17 protein-coding genes are annotated in these 20,003 nt (G+C 31.2%); 16 read left to right on the forward strand and 1 reads right to left on the reverse strand.

What is annotated here, in order from left to right:
* Positions 1-72: 72 nt before the first annotated feature.
* The 8 genes from O6B72_RS02635 (at position 73) to O6B72_RS02670 (ending at position 4,961) form a co-directional block, all read left to right on the forward strand.
* Positions 73-423, forward strand: a complete 351-nt coding sequence (locus O6B72_RS02635; protein ID WP_101636550.1) for a c-type cytochrome — start codon at positions 73-75, stop codon at positions 421-423.
* A 39-nt stretch (positions 424-462) separates the two neighbouring features.
* On the forward strand, positions 463-1,743 hold the full coding sequence (gene hemL / locus O6B72_RS02640) for a glutamate-1-semialdehyde 2,1-aminomutase (protein WP_269492126.1): 1,281 nt from the start codon (positions 463-465) through the stop codon (positions 1,741-1,743).
* A gap of 11 nt (positions 1,744-1,754) precedes the next feature.
* Positions 1,755-2,099 (forward strand): AtpZ/AtpI family protein, encoded by a 345-nt coding sequence (locus tag O6B72_RS02645; protein WP_016646731.1) that lies wholly within the window; start codon positions 1,755-1,757, stop codon positions 2,097-2,099.
* Between the two features lie 46 nt (positions 2,100-2,145).
* Positions 2,146-2,559, forward strand: a complete 414-nt coding sequence (locus tag O6B72_RS02650) for a hypothetical protein (protein WP_269492127.1) — start codon at positions 2,146-2,148, stop codon at positions 2,557-2,559.
* Positions 2,546-3,757 (forward strand): MFS transporter, encoded by a 1,212-nt coding sequence (locus O6B72_RS02655; protein ID WP_269492128.1) that lies wholly within the window; start codon positions 2,546-2,548, stop codon positions 3,755-3,757. The genes O6B72_RS02650 and O6B72_RS02655 overlap by 14 nt, the downstream gene beginning before the upstream one ends.
* Before the next feature lie 152 nt (positions 3,758-3,909).
* Entirely contained in the window at positions 3,910-4,062 is a 153-nt protein-coding gene (locus O6B72_RS02660; RefSeq protein ID WP_269492129.1) for a hypothetical protein, read from the forward strand.
* Positions 4,063-4,399: 337 nt separating this feature from the next.
* On the forward strand, positions 4,400-4,681 hold the full coding sequence (locus O6B72_RS02665) for a hypothetical protein (RefSeq protein ID WP_269479747.1): 282 nt from the start codon (positions 4,400-4,402) through the stop codon (positions 4,679-4,681).
* A 1-nt stretch (position 4,682) separates the two neighbouring features.
* Entirely contained in the window at positions 4,683-4,961 is a 279-nt protein-coding gene (locus O6B72_RS02670; RefSeq protein WP_269492130.1) for a type II toxin-antitoxin system RelE family toxin, read from the forward strand.
* A 26-nt stretch (positions 4,962-4,987) separates the two neighbouring features.
* Here O6B72_RS02670 and O6B72_RS02675 read toward each other — a convergent pair whose 3' ends face one another.
* Positions 4,988-6,175 (reverse strand): MFS transporter, encoded by a 1,188-nt coding sequence (locus O6B72_RS02675; RefSeq protein WP_258298737.1) that lies wholly within the window; start codon positions 6,173-6,175, stop codon positions 4,988-4,990.
* A 241-nt stretch (positions 6,176-6,416) separates the two neighbouring features.
* Between O6B72_RS02675 and O6B72_RS02680 the strand changes: the two genes are divergently transcribed.
* The 8 genes from O6B72_RS02680 (at position 6,417) to O6B72_RS02715 (ending at position 19,638) form a co-directional block, all read left to right on the forward strand.
* Positions 6,417-10,802: a hypothetical protein gene (locus tag O6B72_RS02680; RefSeq protein WP_269492132.1), complete on the forward strand. Its 4,386-nt coding sequence runs from the start codon at positions 6,417-6,419 to the stop codon at positions 10,800-10,802.
* A gap of 387 nt (positions 10,803-11,189) precedes the next feature.
* Complete coding sequence (locus O6B72_RS02685; RefSeq protein ID WP_269492133.1) at positions 11,190-12,071, forward strand: YadA family autotransporter adhesin; 882 nt, start codon at positions 11,190-11,192, stop codon at positions 12,069-12,071.
* A 142-nt stretch (positions 12,072-12,213) separates the two neighbouring features.
* Positions 12,214-12,750, forward strand: coding sequence for an LOG family protein (locus O6B72_RS02690; protein WP_269492134.1), 537 nt, complete (start codon positions 12,214-12,216; stop codon positions 12,748-12,750).
* A gap of 68 nt (positions 12,751-12,818) precedes the next feature.
* Positions 12,819-13,880, forward strand: a complete 1,062-nt coding sequence (locus O6B72_RS02695; protein WP_269492136.1) for a dehypoxanthine futalosine cyclase — start codon at positions 12,819-12,821, stop codon at positions 13,878-13,880.
* Positions 13,877-15,094 carry a M16 family metallopeptidase gene (locus O6B72_RS02700; protein ID WP_269492138.1) on the forward strand — a complete coding sequence of 406 codons (1,218 nt, stop codon included), beginning with the start codon at positions 13,877-13,879 and terminating at the stop codon, positions 15,092-15,094. Before O6B72_RS02695 ends, O6B72_RS02700 begins: the two co-directional genes overlap by 4 nt.
* Positions 15,095-15,114: 20 nt before the next feature.
* On the forward strand, positions 15,115-16,914 hold the full coding sequence (gene recG / locus O6B72_RS02705) for an ATP-dependent DNA helicase RecG (protein WP_269492139.1): 1,800 nt from the start codon (positions 15,115-15,117) through the stop codon (positions 16,912-16,914).
* Between the two features lie 52 nt (positions 16,915-16,966).
* Positions 16,967-17,410 (forward strand): glycine zipper 2TM domain-containing protein, encoded by a 444-nt coding sequence (locus O6B72_RS02710; protein WP_269492140.1) that lies wholly within the window; start codon positions 16,967-16,969, stop codon positions 17,408-17,410.
* A gap of 143 nt (positions 17,411-17,553) precedes the next feature.
* The gene (locus O6B72_RS02715) at positions 17,554-19,638 is read left to right on the forward strand and encodes an RNA degradosome polyphosphate kinase (protein ID WP_269492141.1); all 2,085 of its coding nucleotides are present in this window, start codon (positions 17,554-17,556) and stop codon (positions 19,636-19,638) included.
* Positions 19,639-20,003: the final 365 nt, after the last annotated feature.

Raw genomic sequence — 20,003 nt, forward strand, 5'->3', positions numbered from 1 at the left:
GTTATAAAAAAGCTAAATTTAAAGCTATAAATTGTATCATATTAGAAATTTTAAATTTGCCAAAGGCGGATATTGAAAAAACTTATTATTTTGCTTTTTATTATAAATTTTATACATGCAGAAAGCTTTATAACTGATATGGAATATGGAAAGATGCTTTATAAAAATCCACGTGGAATTGGATGCCACAAATGTCATGGATTACAAGGCGAAGGGATGGTTATAGCAAGCTATAAAGAATTTAATAAAACAAGTGAAGAAAAGATTGATAAAAAGCTAATCGCACCAAGGATTAACAATTTAAACCCTCAACAATTAGCAGATGGGATAACAAGTAAAAAAAGAAGTGTGATGCCATCTTATTTTTTAACAAAAGATGAGATAATTGTGATTTATAAGTATTTAAAACAATCTAAAAAATAATAAAATAAAGATATAATAAACCAAAAATAAGGAGAGATGATGACAAATTTACAAGCTTTTAAAGAGGCAAAAAAAGTAATTCCAGGGGGTGTTGATTCGCCTGTTAGAGCGTTTGGCAATGTTGGAAGCAACCCATTTTTTGTAAAAAGTGGAAAAGGTGCTTATATTGAAGATATTGAGGGGAAAAAATACCTTGATTTTGTGCAAAGTTGGGGACCTTTGATTTTTGGACATTGTGATGAGATAATAGAAAAAGCAGTTATACAAACTGCTAAAAATGGACTTAGCTTTGGAGCATCAAGTCCTTTGGAGACAAAACTTGCAAATTTAATTCTTAAAGATTTTCCTCATCTTGATATGATAAGATTTGTAAGTAGTGGAACAGAAGCAACTATGAGTGCGATTCGTCTTGCAAGAGGATATAGTAAAAAAGATGGAATTATCAAATTTGAAGGAAATTATCACGGACATAGCGATAGCTTATTAGTAAAAGCTGGAAGTGGTGCAGCTACTTTTGGGGCAACAAGTAGTGTAGGAGTTCCTAAAAGCGTGGCAGAAAATACCTTCGTAGCAATTTATAACAACATAGAAAGCGTAAAAGAGATACTAAATAAAAATGATAATATCGGAACAATTATAATTGAACCAATTGCTGGAAATATGGGACTTGTTCCAAGTAAGCCTGATTTTTTAAAAGCTCTTCGTAAAATTTGTGATGAAAAAAATATAGTTTTAATCTTAGATGAGGTAATGAGTGGATACCGCGCAAGTAAAACTGGTAGTTTTGGAATTTATGGAGTAAAGGCTGATATTGTTACTTTTGGTAAAGTAATTGGCGGTGGTATGAACGCAGCTGCATTTGCTGCAAAAAAAGAAATTATGAGTTTAATAAGTCCTTTGGGTGATGTTTATCAAGCAGGAACTTTAAGTGGAAATCCTGTTGCTATGGCAGCTGGAATTGCAAGCTTAACTAAAATTTCAAATACTTCAAATTTATATGAAAAGCTTGAAAAATTAGCCATTAAATTTACAGATGGACTTAAAAAAATAGCTAAAGAAAACGGCATTAGTATCCAAACATGTGTTAGAGGAAGTATGTTTGGTTACTTTTTTACAGATAAAAAGGTTGAAAATTATGCTGATGCCCTAACATCTGATTTAAATCTATTTGCTAAATTTCATACTGGCATGATAAACGAGGGTGTGTTTTTAGCGCCATCTCAGTTTGAAACTGGATTTATATGTGATGCAATGGGTGAGGAAGATATTGACTTTGCTTTAAATGCAGCTAAAAAAGTAATGTCAAATTTAAAAAAATAAATGGTGATTTTATGAAAATAACTGAAAATTTAAATGATGCAGTAAAAGATGCAAATGGTTTAAGTCTGGCTATTTCTATAGTCGTAGCTGTACTTATAGGGTTTTTTATAGGAAAAGGACTTTATCATTTAACTGGCATAAAAGCTCTGTTTTGGATATTTTTAGTTGTTGGGATATTGGCTGCTTTTTTAAATATTTATAAAGCCGTAAAAGCTCAACAAAAAGATATTAATGATCTTGTAAATGATCCAAAATATAAGCAGTATAAAGAAGCTCTTGATAAGGAAAATCCTCATAAAGACTATGATGAGTTTGACGCAATTGATAAAGAAGATAAAAAGTGGAATGAGGCATAAATTTTGCTTAAATAATATATTTTAAAAGCAAATTTAAAGGTGTATTTTGACAAAAGAATTTATTAATTTATTAAAAATTTATCTTATTTTAGACTTTATTTTAGCTATTTTAAGCTTTGTTTTTGGCTTAAAATGGCTTATTAGTTCTCAAATTTCATTTATAATAACTATGTTTATAGCAAATTTTTCATTTAAAAGCTACAAAAATATGATAGACAAAGAGCTAAGAAGTGGAAAATTTGATTATTTAGAAGAAAATGATGAGGATATAAAAATAAGTAAAAAATCTTCTGCCTTGACTTTTTTATCGCCTTTTAAAATTATTGGCTATTTTGCTTTAGGTCTTAGTTTTTATGTTTTAGTAAAAACCGAACTTTTAAATGTTTATGGATTTATGGCAGGTGTTTTTCCATATCCAATTGGCGCTATAATTTATGGAATTTTATATGCAAATAAGTAAGAAAATGCCAAGTCCAAAAAGAACTATTAAGGTCTTATCTGCTCTTTTTATAGGAGTTTGGCTTATATTTATAGGAAATGGCTTAGTTTTAACATCAGCTGGTGTTATGCTAAAAGAAATGGGCATAAGTGATGTTTTTATCGGCATTATCACATCGTGCTTTTTTCTTGGTGGCATTATGAGTGCGATATTTGCTTATAGTTTTATAAGTAGTTATGGATATGTTAGAAGTTATGCTATATTTACAGCTTTATTTGCCATTTCAGCCACGCTTCATGGACTTGGAAATAGCATAATTTATTGGGCATTTTTACGATTTTTACTTGGATTTTCTTATTATAGTATCGTTATGGTTGTAGAAAGCTGGATAAATACAAAGTCTAAAAATGAGATAAGATCACGCGTTTTAGCATTTTATGAGATGCTTTATTATGGTGGATTTGGTGTTGGGGTTATAATACTTGCTCTAAATTTAAACAACGCTAAAATTTTTGCAATTTCTATATTTTTCATATTACTTGGTGCAATTCCAATGAATACTGTAAAAATCAAAGAGCCACCACTTCCTGAAAAAAGAAAACTATCAATTCCAAATGTTTTTGAACTCGTTCCATTAGCACTTAGTGGAAGCTTTACAGCTGGAATTTGTCTAAGTTCTTTTTTTGCAATGTCAAGCGTGTTTGTTTTAAAAATAGGAGGAAGTGTTTTAGATATTTCTACTTTTATTTTTATAGCGATGATAGGGGGATTGTTATCAGAGCTATTTTTTGGAAATTTTAGTGATAAATTTGGTAGAAAATACTCAATTATGCTTGGTGTTTTTATTGCTTTAGTTGCTTCTTTTTTTATGTGGATTAATTTAGAAAATTTAACTATTTTAAAAATTTGCGTATTTTTTCTAACTTTTGGAACATTTTCACTTTATGCATTATCGCTTGCAAGAGCAAATGATATGTTAAATAATAAAAACGAAAGTGCAAAAGTTGGAGCCGAGCTTTTGCTAAGCTATTCTATTGGCTCACTTCTAGGGCCATTAATCACAGGAGTTTTTATAGAAATTTTTGGCTCTTTAGGTTTTGTTTTAGTATATGTTTTAATACTAGCGTTTTTATTTGTATTTGCTGCATTTCAAGAAGTTGTACCTAAGGAAAAAAGAGGGGAATTTGTAGCAAAAAGACCAAGTAAAATTTTAAGATAAATTTAACACTTTTTAGCTAAACTTTTAGAAATTTAATAAGGAGTTTTACAATACAAACTATAACTTTACAGGCTGAAAAAAGCGTCATTGATGAAATTTTAGAATTTATTAAAGATAAAAATGCAAAATTTATTATTGAAAAAGATGATGATTTGTCAAATTTAACATTTGATGAGATAAAAGCCGAAGTTAAGTACACCATAGAACAAATTGAAAATGGCACGATGGAACTTTACAATCAAAACGAGTATAAACTTTTAATGGATAATTTATTTAAGAGGCTAGAGCGTGATTATAAGAACTAAGCGCTACATAAAATAACTAAAAAATATCTTAACTTTTATAGCAAAAGATAGTTTAAATAGTTCTCGTAAATTTAAAAACGAACTTGATGATAAAATAAATAAAATCCCAAACTATCCACAAATTTATAGAAAGTAATTAACCACGGATGAGTAAAAGACTTGATATTTAAAGGCTTTGTTGTTGTTTTTAGGATAAAAAATGATGATATTTATATGTTATGGATTTACAAACACAATCTTTGGAAAAACTGACAATTTTAAAAAATATAAATTTTTATAAAAATTTGGTAAAATACAAAGTAAAAATATAAATTAAAATTATCAAAAAGGATGAGTAATGCAATATGAAATTTATAAAAATTATGACTATAATAAATTAGTCAATGCTTTAAATAATGCAGAAGAAAAAAGGGATAAATTTTTAAAAGAGGCAAGGGAGCAATCAAATTTAATCTCTTTTTTGATAAAAGAGTTAAAAGCTAGGTTGCAAGAGCCGGAATTCTACAGTGTTGATAATGCTCCAAGTTTAAAATCAATAAGAGCTCAAATTCTAAAAATGCCACAAGATGAAATAGCAAAAATCAAAGCTGAGGTGGATAAAGAGATGTTTGGTAGCTAAAATGTATGAAATTATAATCCCAAACAAAGTCGATAAGATGATAAAATCTATTCAAAAAGGCGATAGACAAAATGCAATTAGAATTTTATTTGCTATTGAAAATTTGAGAAATTCAAACGACCCTTTTTCATTAAAAAATTGCAAAAAATTAGAAAATTTTGAAAACATATATCGCTGGAAAGTAGGGCAAGATTACCGAATAATTGGTAAAAAAATCAAAGAAGCTCTAGTGCTTGAATTAATAAAAGTATCAAAAAGAGAAGATGCCTATAAAAAATAAGTGTTATGGCTTAAACCGATAAACTCCTAAATTCTTTTATAAACTCTTTTATAATAAAACGCTGCCATTATAAAGTTAAGTCCAAAAAGTATAGTTATACAAAACGCACTTAGACCAAGCTTGTATAAATATCCAGTAAGTATAGAGGTAGTTGCGGCAACTCCTAAAAACACCATATCAACATAAGCTATAACTCTACCATAATACCTTTTATCGCAATGTGTTTGTATAAGAGTGTATGTATAAGACCAAAGAGTTGAGGTGCTAAGTCCAGTTAAAAAAAGTCCGATAAAGCTTAGATAAAAGTTAAATTGCAAAATTGCCCATGAAAACAGTCCCAAACCTTGGGCGATAAAAATTAAAAAAATGGTCCTATTATTTGCAAATTTACTTAAAACTATAGGTCCTATTATAAGTCCTAAAGCTCTAACTGTATTTATAAAGCCTAAAATAAGAGCAAAACTTAAAATTTCTTTATATTGATATTTTGCTAAAATATTTATAAGAGTATCGTATGAAGTAACTGCCACAAAACCGTGAATTAAAATTAGATTTATTAAAAGCGGATTGGATTTAAGATAGATAAATCCCTCTTTTATCATAAAAAATGCTTTTGTTGTTAGGGTTTTTTTCTCTTCTTTTAAATTTAGTCTAGTAAGCAAAAAAATACCAACTAAGTAGATGAGAAAGTCAAATTTAAACGAGTTATAAACTCCAAAATGATTTATAAAAATCCCTGCAAATGCCATACCAAAAGTGTATGAAACAGCCCAGATTATGGAGTGAATTTCATTTGCAAGTTTTAACTCATCATTTTTTAAAATTTTTGGTAGTAAACTCATCTCAACTTGGAAGTAAACCCCAGCTAATCCCATTCTTATAAAAACTAAAGCTTGTAAAAACCAAAACCAACTTAAACTATCTATTAGCAAAAGCAAAGCAACAGTTGTAGCCTCTATTATCATAAATGTCATAAAAAGGGGAAATGCTCTAAATTTGTCTATTATAACTCCAGCAAATGGTGCTATTATCACACTTGGGATAAATGCCATAGCTGCTGTTAGTGCGACCATTTGATCACTTGCTCCAAGTTTATTTAAAAGTGTAAAAACTCCGATATGGCTAAACCACGCACCAAAATAGCAGATTAGCTGTATGGTTGAAAGAATTCTAACGGTTTTATTGGCCTTAAAAAGATTTATATATCTATTCATAAATTTACTCAAAAATTAAAAAATTCCAAGCATTATAGCTAAAATTTGTAATGCTAAATTTATAAAAATATTAAAATTTAAAAAAACAGTATATATTTTTACTAAACAAATTTATTCTAAACTATAGCTATTTAGCGATTTAAGGCTTGCGTTTTTTTTTTTTTTTTGAAATTAAGAATAATATAGTTGATTTTATGCTATTATAATACCCTTATAAAGAAAAAAACAAGGAGTTGTTTTAATGAGAAAAAAAATTTTATCTATGATGATAAGCATTTGCGCTGCAAGTGCTTTGTTTGCAGCGGATAATTACTATTTTGCATTTGATGAGAATAAGAGTGTTTTAAAACCAGTTATTAAAGTAAATGGAGTTTATAAATATGCGGATGGCAGTGGGTATCCAGATCGTAATATTTTTATTTTAAGTAAACTTTTTGATACTCAAAATAATACCGGCAGTATGTTCATGGGTGAAGGTGCCAATGCGAGCGGAATAAATAGTATTGCCATTGGTAAAAACGCACAAGTAAAATTACACTTAGCCAATCAAGGAGACTCTTTAGCTATAGGACATTTTGCAACAGTCACAGAGACAAATACTACCGCTATAGGTTCGTACTCGCTTGCCGCTAAGGTAAATGATATAGCTATAGGTCCTGGAGCAGAAGCTTCGGGCAGTAACTCAATAGCCATAGGTCATAAATCACAAGCTACAGATACTGATGCTATAGCCATAGGTCAAAATGCACAAGCAACAATAAATGATGCTATTGCTATAGGTCAAAACTCCAAAGCTATAGAAGGTCATCACGCGGTGGCTTTTGGTGTTGACTCCATTGCATCTGGTATGTGGTCACAAGCCATAGGAACTAGTGCAGAGTCAAGAGGAAAATCTTCTAATGCTATAGGCTTTGGGGCAAAATCTTTAGGTGAAAACGCTTTAGCTTTTGGGCATGAAGCCGAAGCGCAAAAAGACGACTCTATTGCTTTTGGAAGTAATGCTAAGGCACAAGAAAAAGAAGCCATAGCTATTGGAAGTCAAGCTATTGCAAAAAAAGATGAAACTGTTGCTGTTGGTAAAAGAGCCCAAGCATTGGCAGATAAAACAACTGCTATTGGTTCAAATTCTCAAGCCTCAAATATGAATTCAACTGCCGTAGGATACCTTGCAAATGCAGATGGATCAAGTGCTACAGCATTAGGTGCTGGGACGTATGCAGAAAATAATTCAGTTGCAATTGGTGTTAATGCAAAGGCAAGAGGTGATGGTAAAAATTCTATCGCAATAGGACAAAATACACTTACTCAAAGTGAAAATACTATTGTAATTGGTTCTAATTCACAAATTGGAAAAGGTATAAATACCGATAAATCTTATAACTCTATAGCAATAGGAAATGATATCAAAATAAATGAAAGAATAAACAACGCAATAGCTTTAGGATATAAAGCAGAAGTCAAATCTAGTGAAAATATCGCCATAGGTAGCAATGCAAAAGCATTGGATGATTTTGCAACTGCCATAGGAACATCAGCTAAAGCTGAAAATGAATCTGCCGCATTTGGCCATAGTGCAAATGCAAAAACGGCTTCTACTGCATTTGGTTATCAAGCAAAAGCTGATAAGAACTCTAATGCTATTGGTTTTGGCTCTGTTGCTACAGGTCAGTATTCTAGTGCTATCGGTCATCAAGCCAGTGCAACTGGAAATGACTCTACTGCAATAGGTGATAGAGCAAATGCCAAGGGAAATGATGCTATAGCTATAGGTGCTCTCTCTAATGCAACAAAAAGTGCCATAGCCTTAGGTCGTTTGGCAACTGCCGATGAAAATGCTACCGCATTTGGATACTCTGCAAAAGCAGGCACAAATTCCAACGCCATCGGTCATGAAGCAAAAGCATACAAAAACTCCATCTCTATGGGCTTTAAAGCAAGTGCCGATAACAACTCTACTGCTATAGGTTACAACTCTGTAGCAAAAGATAGCTCTACCGCTATAGGTTACAATGCTAAGGCAGAAAAAAAAGAGAGCGTAGCTATTGGTAACTTAGCCAATGCAGCAAAAGAAAATTCTATCGCCATTGGTTCAAACGCAAACGCTAACGAAAGAGAAGCCGTTGCCATAGGAGATAAGGCTCAGGCGATTACTGATGGTTCTACGGCTATTGGAGCTGGAGCATATGTAAATAGAGGTGGCGGTACTGCGATAGGATATAAGGCTTACTCAAAAGAAAGTGGTAACGCTATAGGTCACGGTGTTATGGCTACAGGCATAGGAAGCAATGCTATAGGTATGGGTTATGTTAACAATAAAGGTGTTATTGAATTAGGAACAAAAGCTAGTGGAGCTTATTCAAATGCACTTGGTTATTTTGCAAAAGCAACAGCTAAAAACTCAAATGCCATAGGTGCTTTTGCTACAGCAACTGGAGAAAATTCAAACGCCTTTGGTGCTGGTTCAGAGGCAAATGGCTCAAATTCAAACGCCTTTGGATATCAAGCAAAAGCAACTGACTCAGATGCTAATGCTATTGGAAAATTTTCAAAAGCATCTGGAAATGCGTCAAACGCTATTGGTCTTAGTGCAGAATCAACCGGTAGTGATTCTATTGCATTTGGCCATTTATCAGTTGCTGATGGAGATGATTCTATAGCAATCGGTCATCAGTCGATGTCTTACAAAGAAAATTCTGTAGCTATAGGAAAAGATTCTTATACCGAAGAAGTTTCAAGTGTAGCAGTTGGTGATTCATCGGAGACATTTAGCCAAAACTCAATATCTATAGGAAAAAAAGCTCATGCTGGATCTCCAGATGATATAGATGAGGATACTTTTAAGCATGAATTAGACCTTGAAGAACAAAAGCTTTATAAAAAAGTTGGTGATGTATACAAGCTTGAAGATGCGTATAAAAATATGAGTAACAACATTGCCATGGGATATGGTTCACTATCTATAAAAGATAGCTCTATGGCTTTAGGTGCCAATGCAAAGGCTGTTGCAGAAAATAGTGTCGCCCTTGGAAGTAACTCTACAGCAAAGACCGATAAAGGAATTTCAGGCTTTGACTTCGCAACCAACGAGCTAAGCAAAGATGAAAGCCATGTTTGGAAAAGCACACTAGGAGCTGTATCTGTGGGAGATGCGGACAAAAAGCTAACTCGCCAAATCACAAATGTCGCAGCAGGAAGAGAAGACACCGATGCAGTCAATGTGGCTCAACTAAAATCCTTGAGAGAATATACAAATAAAGGCTTTCATACACAAGCTGATTATAATGCTACGGATATAACAAAGGGAAATGATGTTTCTCACAAACTTGGCGGAATTATAAAAGTAGGTGGAAATTTTAAACCACTAGATGGTAAAAAATTAACAAATGATAATATAAATAACTATCTAAGTGGCGAAAATTTAGCTACTTCTATAGAGAAAGATGGAAGTATAAATTTACTTATGGCTAAAACTCCAAAATTTGACGATATTAATATCTCAAAAGATGGTAAAGGTGGAGACCCTAAAAACTATATAAGCTTAACCCAATGGCTTAATGATATGCAAACATCAAATGAGGCAAATAAGATAAAATATTTCTCTGTAAAATCTGAAAAAGAAGAAAATAAAAACAATGACGGTGCAACAGGCAAAGATGCTATAGCTATAGGACCAAAGGCAACAGCAAAAGGAGATAATGCCGTAGCTATAGGACTAGGTACGAGATCGCATGGTCTAACATCAGTTGCTATAGGACTTTTCTCAAATGCAAAAGGAAATCACTCAATTGCCATTGGAAACAATCCAGAAGCAAGTGGTGACGGATCAGTGGCCTTAGGTGTTCTCTCTGAGGCAAAAGGTAATAATTCAGTTGCTATCGGCAATAGAGCACGAGCTGAAAAACATGGATCAATGGCCTTAGGGGATTCTTCAAATGCATCAAATATAGGCTCTATAGCGGTAGGACCTAGAGCGAAAAGTCATGGTTATGGATCAATAGCCACTGGACTAGGATCAAGTACATTTTCACATAACTCAGTTGCTATAGGTACTGCTAGCCAAACAGGCGATAAAAATTCATTAAATTTGACCGAAAAATACTATATGCTAAGTGTTGGAGAGTATAACAAACTTCAACAAAATGAAAAAGATTTGTTCGTAAAACAAGCTATATGGAAAGCACGTCCTAAACCAGATGGCAGTTTTGAGTATTATGAAGAAGATGTATATTTTCTAAAAAACAAATGGCAAACAGCTGTTGGACAACACAGTTGGGCAAAAGGATATGAATCAACAGCCTTAGGTGCAAATTCTAATGCTATTGGTCATTATAGTTTATCCGTAGGAGCTTCGAGCCACTCAGATGGTGAGTATAGCAGCGCTATAGGCTATAGATCAGTAGCCAATGAAAAAGATTCTCTTGCATTGGGTTCATACTCTGTAGCAAACAGAAATAGTGGATTTGCAGGCTTTGACTTCGCAACCAACGAGCTAAGCAAAGATGAAAGCCATGTTTGGAAAAGCACACTAGGAGCTGTATCTGTGGGAGATGCGGACAAAAAGCTAACTCGCCAAATCGCAAATGTCGCAGCAGGAACAGAGGACACCGACGCAGTAAATGTCGCTTAACTAAAATCTTTAAAAAAATATAGTGATAGCACCTTTTCAAGCAAAACTGAACTAAACAGTAAGGTTTCCGATGTAATAGGCAAAAATAATATAAAAGTTGAATCTGATCCAAGTGACAGTACTAAAAAAATAGTAAGTCTAGAACAAAAGATAGATTTAACAGATAAGGGTTCTATTAAATTTGGAGATGGTCAAACAAATATTACAAAAGACAATGTAACTTCAAAAGATTTAGTTGCTAAAGGAAATAAACAAGTTACTATAAGTGGAGATGATGGAACTATCACAGGTCTTACAAATACAAGTTGGAATGCTAATGAGATAGTCGAAAACAGGGCTGCTACAGAGGGTCAACTCAAAGATTTTCAAAACAAATTCCAAGAAAATTTGGGTGGCAATATTGATAAAACATTAGAAAATTATACACTTGCAGGAAATATTGGAAGTAAAAAAGTTTATAACAAGAAAACTTTAACCATAAAAGGTGATGGAAACATTGAAACAAAAGCCACAGAAGATGGAAATTTAGATATAAAACTTTCAAAAGATTTAGATCTAAAAGGTGGCTCTATAACATTTGATAAAACAAAACTTGATGAAAATGGCTTAACAGTTGGTGATAATGTTAAAATCACAAAAGATGTTGTCCAAAACGGTGATGTTAAACTTACCAAAGATGGTCTTAACAATGGTGGCAATAAGATAACAAATGTAGCTGATGGTGAAGCTGCTAGTGATGCTGCTACTGTAGGACAATTAAATAAAGTAGCTGCTAGTGCTGGTAGTGTAAAAGAAAGTGACAAAAAAGATAAATGGGCTGAAAAAAGACCAGAAGCAAAAGGTAAAAACTCAGTTTCTATAGGTGGTGGATCAACTGATGGTGGTAGAAGCAACACCGTATCAGTAGGAGCTCCTGGACATGAAAGAACTATAAGTAACGTTGCAAATCCTGTAAAAGGAACTGATGCGGTCAATCTAAATTATTTAAATAACCGCTTAGCTAATGTTTATGGCGATATGAATGATCTTAGAGATGAAACAAGAGCTGGTATCGCGTCTGCAACTGCTCTTGGTATGCTTCCTCAATCAACTGTCCCTGGAAAATCTCTAATCGCAATTGGCGCAGGTCATCACAAAGGCGAAAGTGCCGCAGCACTTGGTTTATCAGGAATGAGTGATGATGGAAAATGGGTATTTAAAGGTGGTGTTAGTTACGATACTCAAGAAAATACCACAATTGGTGGATCTATAGGATACTTCTTTAACTAATATTTTTTTAAAAACATAGCACTTCAAATTTGAAGTGCTATGAAATTTATAAATATACTTTAATCTTTTAAATTTTTTATAATCTTTTAAATCTTAAAATATCAAAATTTGGTATAATCTTTTTTATTTCAAGGAAATTATTATGAATGTAACTGTATTTTGTGGCTCAAAAATAGGAAATGAAAACTTTAAAAATATAGCTTTTGAACTTGGTAAATATCTAGCTTTTAATAATCATAATGTGATTTATGGAGGTGGCGGAATTGGTCTTATGGGAGCTTTGGCTGATGGTGTTATAAGTGGTAGTGGAAATATAACTGGCATAATACCTGAACTTTTGCTTAAAAAAGAGCTAGCAACTAAAAATTTAACAAAACTAATAACTGTAAAAACAATGCATGAAAGAAAAGCTTTGATGAATGATATGTGTGAAGCTTTTATAATACTTCCTGGCGGGCTTGGAACACTTGAAGAAGCGTTTGAAGTATGGACTCACGCACAAATTAGCTATCATAAAAAGCCAATTGGTTTTTTAAATTTAAATGGATTTTACGATAAGCTTTTTGAGTTTGTTAAGTTTCAAAGCGATGAGGGATTTATAGATAAAAAGTTTTTAGATATGGTATTAGTTGAGATTGATTATAAAAAACTAATTGAAAATTTGCAAAATTTAGCTTAGAAATATTAATTAAGCCTAAATTTGATATAATAATTTTTACTAAATTTTAAAAGGTTATAGTGTAAATAATGTTAGATATAAATAAAAGATTAAGCGTAGATGAAGCTGTAAATTTGATAGAAAATGCCGAGCTTTGGGAGCTTGGTAAAATGGCTTATGAAAAAAAACTCTCTTTACATCCTGATAAAATCACAACTTTTATAATTGATAGAAACATAAACTATACAAATGCCTGTTGGGTGGATTGTAAATTTTGTGCGTTTTATCGACATGTAAATGAAGATGATGCTTATGTTTTAAGTTTTGAAGAAATTGGTAAAAAGATAGAAGAATTGATTCAAATAGGCGGAACGCAGATATTGTTTCAAGGTGGTGTTCATCCAAAGCTTAAAATTGACTGGTATGAAGACTTAGTAGAATACATTGCTAAAAATTATCCAAGTATTACAATTCATGGATTTTCTGCTATTGAGATTGACTATATTGCAAAAATTAGCAAAATTTCAACAAAAGAAGTTTTGTTAAGACTTCAAAAAAAAGGTCTTTATTCAATCCCTGGAGCTGGAGCAGAAGTGCTAAGCGATAGGGTTAGAGACATAGTAGCACCTAAAAAATGTGATACTGCTACTTGGCTTAGAATCCATAAAGAAGCACACGAAATTGGTATGAAAACAACAGCTACGATGATGTTTGGCACAGTTGAAACAACTCGTGAGATAGTGCAGCATTGGAAATTTTTAAGAGATTTGCAAGATATTACTGGTGGGTTTAGGGCTTTTATTTTGTGGAGTTTTCAAGGAAAAAATACCCGTCTTTTAAAAGAGCATCCTGAAATTATGAAAACTTCATCAAACCACTATTTAAGACTTCTTGCAGTTTCAAGACTTTTTTTAGATAATTTTAAAAATATACAAAGCTCATGGGTAACACAGGGAAGCTATATCGGGCAACTTGCTTTAAAATTTGGAGCAAATGATATGGGCTCAACAATGATGGAAGAAAATGTTGTAAAAGCTGCAGGGGCAAATTTTAGAATGAATGCAGATGAGTTAATAAATTTAATTAAAGACGTGGGTGAAATCCCTGCTAAAAGAAATACAAATTATAATATATTGGAAATTTACAAATGAAAAAAATAGATTTAAAGTATAAAAATTTAAACATTCCTTTGCTTTATGAGTTTGATAATTCTATGCCAGTAGTAAATTTTAAACTCATCTTTAAAGCAAGTGGAAGCGTGGCAAATGACAAATTCCCAGGCTTAGCAAATTTAGTAGCTAAAATGCTAAATGAAGGAACTTCAAAGCTTGGAGTTAGCGAGTTTGCAAATTTACTTGAGTTAAAGGCTGTAAATTTAAGTGTATTTTCAGGTTTTGAAACATTTGGTTTTGAGATAAATACTTTAAAAGAAAATTTTGACTACGGTTTAAATTTGCTTATAAGTCTACTAAAAGATCCAAATTTTACACAAAAAACACTTGATAAGATTAAAACTTTAATAAAAGGTGAAATCGCTTCAAATAATACAGATTTTGACTATTTATCAAGGACTGAGCTAAATAGACTTTTATATGAAAATACAAGTTTAGAATATCCACAAATTGGGACTTTAGAAAGTATTGATAAAATTGGTTTAAATGAAGTAAAAGAGTTCTTTGACGCTTTATTTTTAGAGAATTTATTTATTGTTTTAGCTGGAGATATAAAAGAAAATATAAATTTAAATGAGCTTTTAAATTGTTTTAAAAATGGAAATAAAAATAATCTTCCTTTTATAAAAACAAGTGATGAACAAAAACTCTCTTTTGTAAAAAAGCAAGTAGAACAAGCTTATATTTATTTCGGTGCGCCATATAATGTAAAAAAAGATGAAATTTTTAAAGCTAATGTTGCAATTTTTATCTTTGGAAGCAGTGGTTTTGGAAGTAGGTTAATGGAAGAAATCCGCGTTAAAAGAGGACTTGCTTACTCTATTTATGCAAGAGCTGATTTTGGTTTAAGTAGTTCTAAAATTTGGGGATATATGCAAACAAAAAATGAAAGCAAAGATGATGCCATCGAGGTTATAAAATCTGAGTTTTTAAAATTTGTAAAAGATGGAGTTAGCCAAGATGAACTAAATAGTGCTAAAAATTTCTTACTTGGAAGTGTTGTTTTACAAAAAGAAACTATGTTTGGTCGTATAAATATCAAGCAAAAAGAGTTTTATATGGGCGAGGAATTTGGCGAGCTTGAAAGAACATTAGAAAAAATAAAAGCTTTAAATTTAGATGATTTAAATAAATTTATAAAAGCTCATGATGAAATTTTAAATTTAAGTTTTTCGGTAGTTAGTGGAAGTTAAAAATAAAAAAAGTAAGAAAAATGGAAATTTTAGACAAAAAAGAGCTTGATAAACTTGGAGTAAAAACTCTTATTGATTTAGCTTTAATTTTGCCTAAAAACTTTGAAGATTTAACTTTAAGTGAGTTTCCAAATGAGGGCGATAATACAGTCTTAATTGAGTGTAAATTTATGCTTAATAAAGGAAGTTTTTTAAGCATAACTGCATTTTGTATAACTTGGAATTTAGACATTAGAATAATTATTTTTAACGCAAAACCATGGCATTATGGTGCTTTTAAAAATGGTAAAAAAATCTATATTAATGGAAAAAGCTCTTTTTATAACTCTACTTGGCAATTTACAAATCCAAAAATTATAACAAAAATAGGTGAAATTTTACCAAAATATAAACTTAGCCTAAAAGATGATAAAATCACATATTTAATAGAAAAATACCTAAATAAAGATGGACTTTTGAAAGAAGGACTAAACGATCAAGAAGCTAGTTTCTTACTAAGCCTTCATCAAAAAAGTAAAGAAAGCATAAAACTTGTTAAAAATTTAGAGTTAGATAACAACTCTTTAGAAATGGTTAAATTTATAGAAATTTTTAACTATATGAAAAAACTTAGTAAAAAAAAGTTCAATTTTCCTGCTAAAAAAATAGAAATTTATGATATAAGTTCTTGGATAAGAACTCTGCCTTTTACTCCAACAAGTGATCAAATTAATGCTTTAAATGATGTTAAAAACGATCTTTTAAGTTGCGTGGCCAAAAGAAGAGTTGTAATGGGTGATGTTGGAAGTGGAAAGACCTTAATTATGCTTGGGGCTTCTCTTATGGTTTATCCACAAACTGCTATTTTAATGGCTCCAACTAGTATTTTAGCTGAGCAAATTTATAATGAAGCTTTAAAACTTTTACCAAAATTTATGAAAATTATGCTTGTAAAAAGTGGAGATAAAGAATTAGATTTTAAAGATATAAATTTGATAATCGGCACTCACGCACTACTTTTTCAGCCACTTCCAAAAGCAAATTTGATAATGGTTGATGAACAGCACCGCTTTGGTTCAAATCAAAGACAAAAGATAAATAATCTCACAAAAGATGGCAAATTTAAGGCTCATTTTTTACAATTTTCCGCCACACCAATTCCTAGAACACTTTCATTAATACAATCAAATATCGTAGAGCAAAGCTTTTTAAAACAAATGCCATTTAAAAAAGATATAAAAACAATTATTGTAAATAAAGATGGTTTTTTTGATATGATAAAGCATATGAAAGATGAGATAAATAAAGGAAAGCAGGCAATTATCGTATATCCACTTGTTGAAGAAAGCCAAAGCTCAAACTATCAAAGCTTAAATGAGGGAAGTACTTACTGGTATAAAAATTTTAAAAATGTCTATTTAACTCACGGTGGTGATAAAGAAAAAGAAGAAATTTTAAAAGAGTTTAGAGATAAAGGGGATTTGCTTTTGACAACAACGGTTGTTGAAGTTGGAATTTCACTCCCTAGACTTAGCATTATTGTTGTAGTAGCACCTGAGAGAATGGGACTTGCGACTTTACATCAACTTCGTGGTCGAGTTGGGCGAAACGGAGGAAGTGGTTGGTGCTATCTTTTTACAAAATTAAAAAAGCCACCTTCTAGACTTTTAGAATTTGCTAAAACATTAGATGGATTTAAAGTTGCTGGAATTGACCTTAAAAACCGCCAAAGTGGGGATTTACTTGATGGAAGTATCCAGCATGGTGCGACATTCAAATTTTATAATTATGAAGAAGATATTGCAGATGCTGCTAAAAAAAGATTAGAAATTTTAAGATAAATTTAAAAATCTAAATTATAATAAGTAAAATTTGACTCAAAAAGGAGATTTTATGAAAAAAATTATTTTATTATCATTTGCTTTTATAGGATTTGCATTTGCAAGAAGTATAGTTATCGATGTTGTAGAGCACAAACCTATTTATGAGATGAAAGCTGATACTCAGTATGTAGAAAACTGTAATAACTCCATAAATGACTACAATCTTTTAGGAACAGCAATTGGAGCAGTTGGTGGCGGAGTTGTAGGAAATCAATTTGGCGGTGGAAGTGGTAAAAAACTAGCAACCGTTGCAGGAGCTATAGCTGGAGGATATGCAGGAAATAGGGTTGAGGGAAATATAAAAGGAAACAAAAAAAGTGGTTGTGAGTATAAGGAGCAAAAAGTTGATAGAAAAGTATTAGTAGGGTATAAAAATATAGGATATTACAAAGGAAAGCAATACTCAAAAATCACAGAAGAAAAACAATCTAAAATAAGAATAGAAGTGAAATAAATTTTATAGATAGAATTTAAGGCTTGAAATTTAAAGCCTTAAATTTATTATTGTTTTAAATTGACTTAAATTTTTACAAATATGTTTTACAAAACAGATAAAAAATTAAGCTATAATTACATATAAAAATTTAAAGGTTAAATATGCAAGATTTAAAAAATGGTTCTATTTTTTTAAATAGAGAGCTTTCTTGGCTTAGGTTTAATACTCGTGTTTTGGCTCAGTGTAAAAAAGATATTCCATTGATTGAGAAGCTTAAATTTTTAGCGATTTATTCAACAAATTTAGATGAGTTTTATATGATAAGAGTAGCTGGGTTAAAACAACTTTTCATAGCAGGTATTACAGCTAGTGGAAGCGATGAGATGACACCACTTGATCAACTTAGAAAAATAAGAGAGTATTTGCATAATGAAAAAAATAGCTTAGAAATTTATTATAAACAAACCATTGAGGCTTTAGCAAATGATGGTTTTTATATCAAAAACTATGACGATTTAAATGATGAATTAAAGCAAAAAGCAGATGAGTATTTTTTCTCAAATATTTTGCCTATTATTGTACCAATAGCTGTTGATTCAACTCATCCTTTTCCACATTTAAACAATCTTAGTTTTGCTCTAGCTGTTAAGCTAAAAGACACAAACGACTCTCAAGGCTTTAAATTTGGAATGATAAGAATTCCTAGAGTAATTCCAAGATTTGTTCAAGTTAGTACAGATACTTATACGCCAATTGAAACAATTGTTCATCGCCATGCAGAAGAAATTTTTCCAGGGTATAGTTTGATTAGTTCAGCTCCTTTTAGGGTTACAAGAAATGCCGATATTGTAATAGAAGAAGAAGAAGCTGATGATTTTATGATGATACTTGAACAAGGGTTAAAACTTCGCAGAAAAGGTGCATTTGTCCGACTTCAAATAGCCAAAAATGCAGATCCTGACATAACTAAGTTTTTAAATGAGCATATAAATGTTTTCTATAAAGATATTTTTGAATATGATATACCGCTTTCGCTCGATGGTCTTTGGGGTGTTGTTGGAAATAAAAACTTTTCTAATCTAACGCTTCCGCCATATTCTCCAAAAATTTTACCACCTTTTAATGAAAATGAGTCAATATTTGAGACAATGGATAAAGGCGATATTTTAATCTATCACCCCTATGAAAGTTTTAACCCAGTTGAGCAACTCATTAAAGAAGCTTCAAAAGATCCTAAGGTGGTATCAATTAGAATGACACTTTACAGAGTTGAAAAAAACTCTCCTATAGTGGCTTCTTTAATAGATGCAGCAAATGATGGCAAGCAAGTAACTGTAATGGTTGAATTAAAAGCAAGATTTGATGAAGAAAATAATCTTCACTGGGCAAAATCACTAGAAAGTGCTGGAGCTCATGTGGTTTATGGAATACCAGGTTTTAAAGTTCACGCAAAATCAACTCAAATAATTAGAAAAAATGGTGATAAACTTAAATTTTATATACATCTTGGAACTGGAAATTATAACGGAAGCAGTTCAAAAATTTACACAGATGCAAGTTTTTTTACAACTGATGAAAGATTTGCCAAAGATACTACGACTTTTTTCCATATTTTATCAGGATATAATAAAAATAGAGTATTACAAACGCTTTCTATGTCGCCAATGCAGATAAAAGAGCGCTTAATTGATATGATAAAAGTAGAGGAAAAAAAAGGAAGTGATGGGCATATTATTGCTAAAATGAATGCTTTGGTTGATTCTGATATGATAAAAGCTTTAAGCAGTGCAAGTAAAGCAGGTGTAAAAATAGAACTTATTGTTAGGGGAATTTGTTGTTTAAGACCAGGAATTCCTGAAATTAGTGAAAATATACGAGTAATTTCGATAGTTGGCAAATATTTAGAGCACGCAAGAATTTTTTATTTTAAACACTCAAGTCCTGAAATTTATATCTCAAGTGCTGATTGGATGCCTAGAAATTTAGAAAGAAGACTTGAATTGATGACTCCTATTTTTAATGAAAGCTTAAAAAATAAGATGATTGATATATTAAATGTCCAGTTAAACGATACATCTTTGGCATTTGAGCTTCAAAATGATGGAGAGTATGTAAAGCTAACTTCTGAAAATCCTCTAAATAGCCAAGAGTTTTTAGAAGATTACTATAACAAGCTTGCTAAAAACATAAGAAAACATAAAGATACAAGCAATATCTTAGTAAGCAAGCTTTTAGAGGATAGTTAAATAATAAAAGTTTTAAATTTTATGTTGTAATTAAAATTTAAAAATAATTTTATTAGAATAAGAAAACTAATAATTTATTTAGTTCAAAAAGAGTTTTACTATTTTTTTATAGTTGTTTTTATAATTTTTGGGTTAAATTTAAGTTATTAGTTTTATAAATTTTATCACAAATCAGGATTGAAGTAATAAAATTAAAGAATCTTATTCCGCAATTTATTAGAAAAGTCTAATTCATCAAAATAACTAAGAAGCTATGTTATAAAGTATGGAATTACTCATGTTGTTTTGGTTGGTGGGTTTCATATTGATACAATTTTTACAACTATTTTTTACTTTTAACCCCTACATATTGTTTTTAAAAATAG

The sequence above is a fragment of the Campylobacter ureolyticus genome, from assembly GCF_027277485.1.
GTDB classification, from domain to species: domain Bacteria; phylum Campylobacterota; class Campylobacteria; order Campylobacterales; family Campylobacteraceae; genus Campylobacter_B; species Campylobacter_B ureolyticus_B.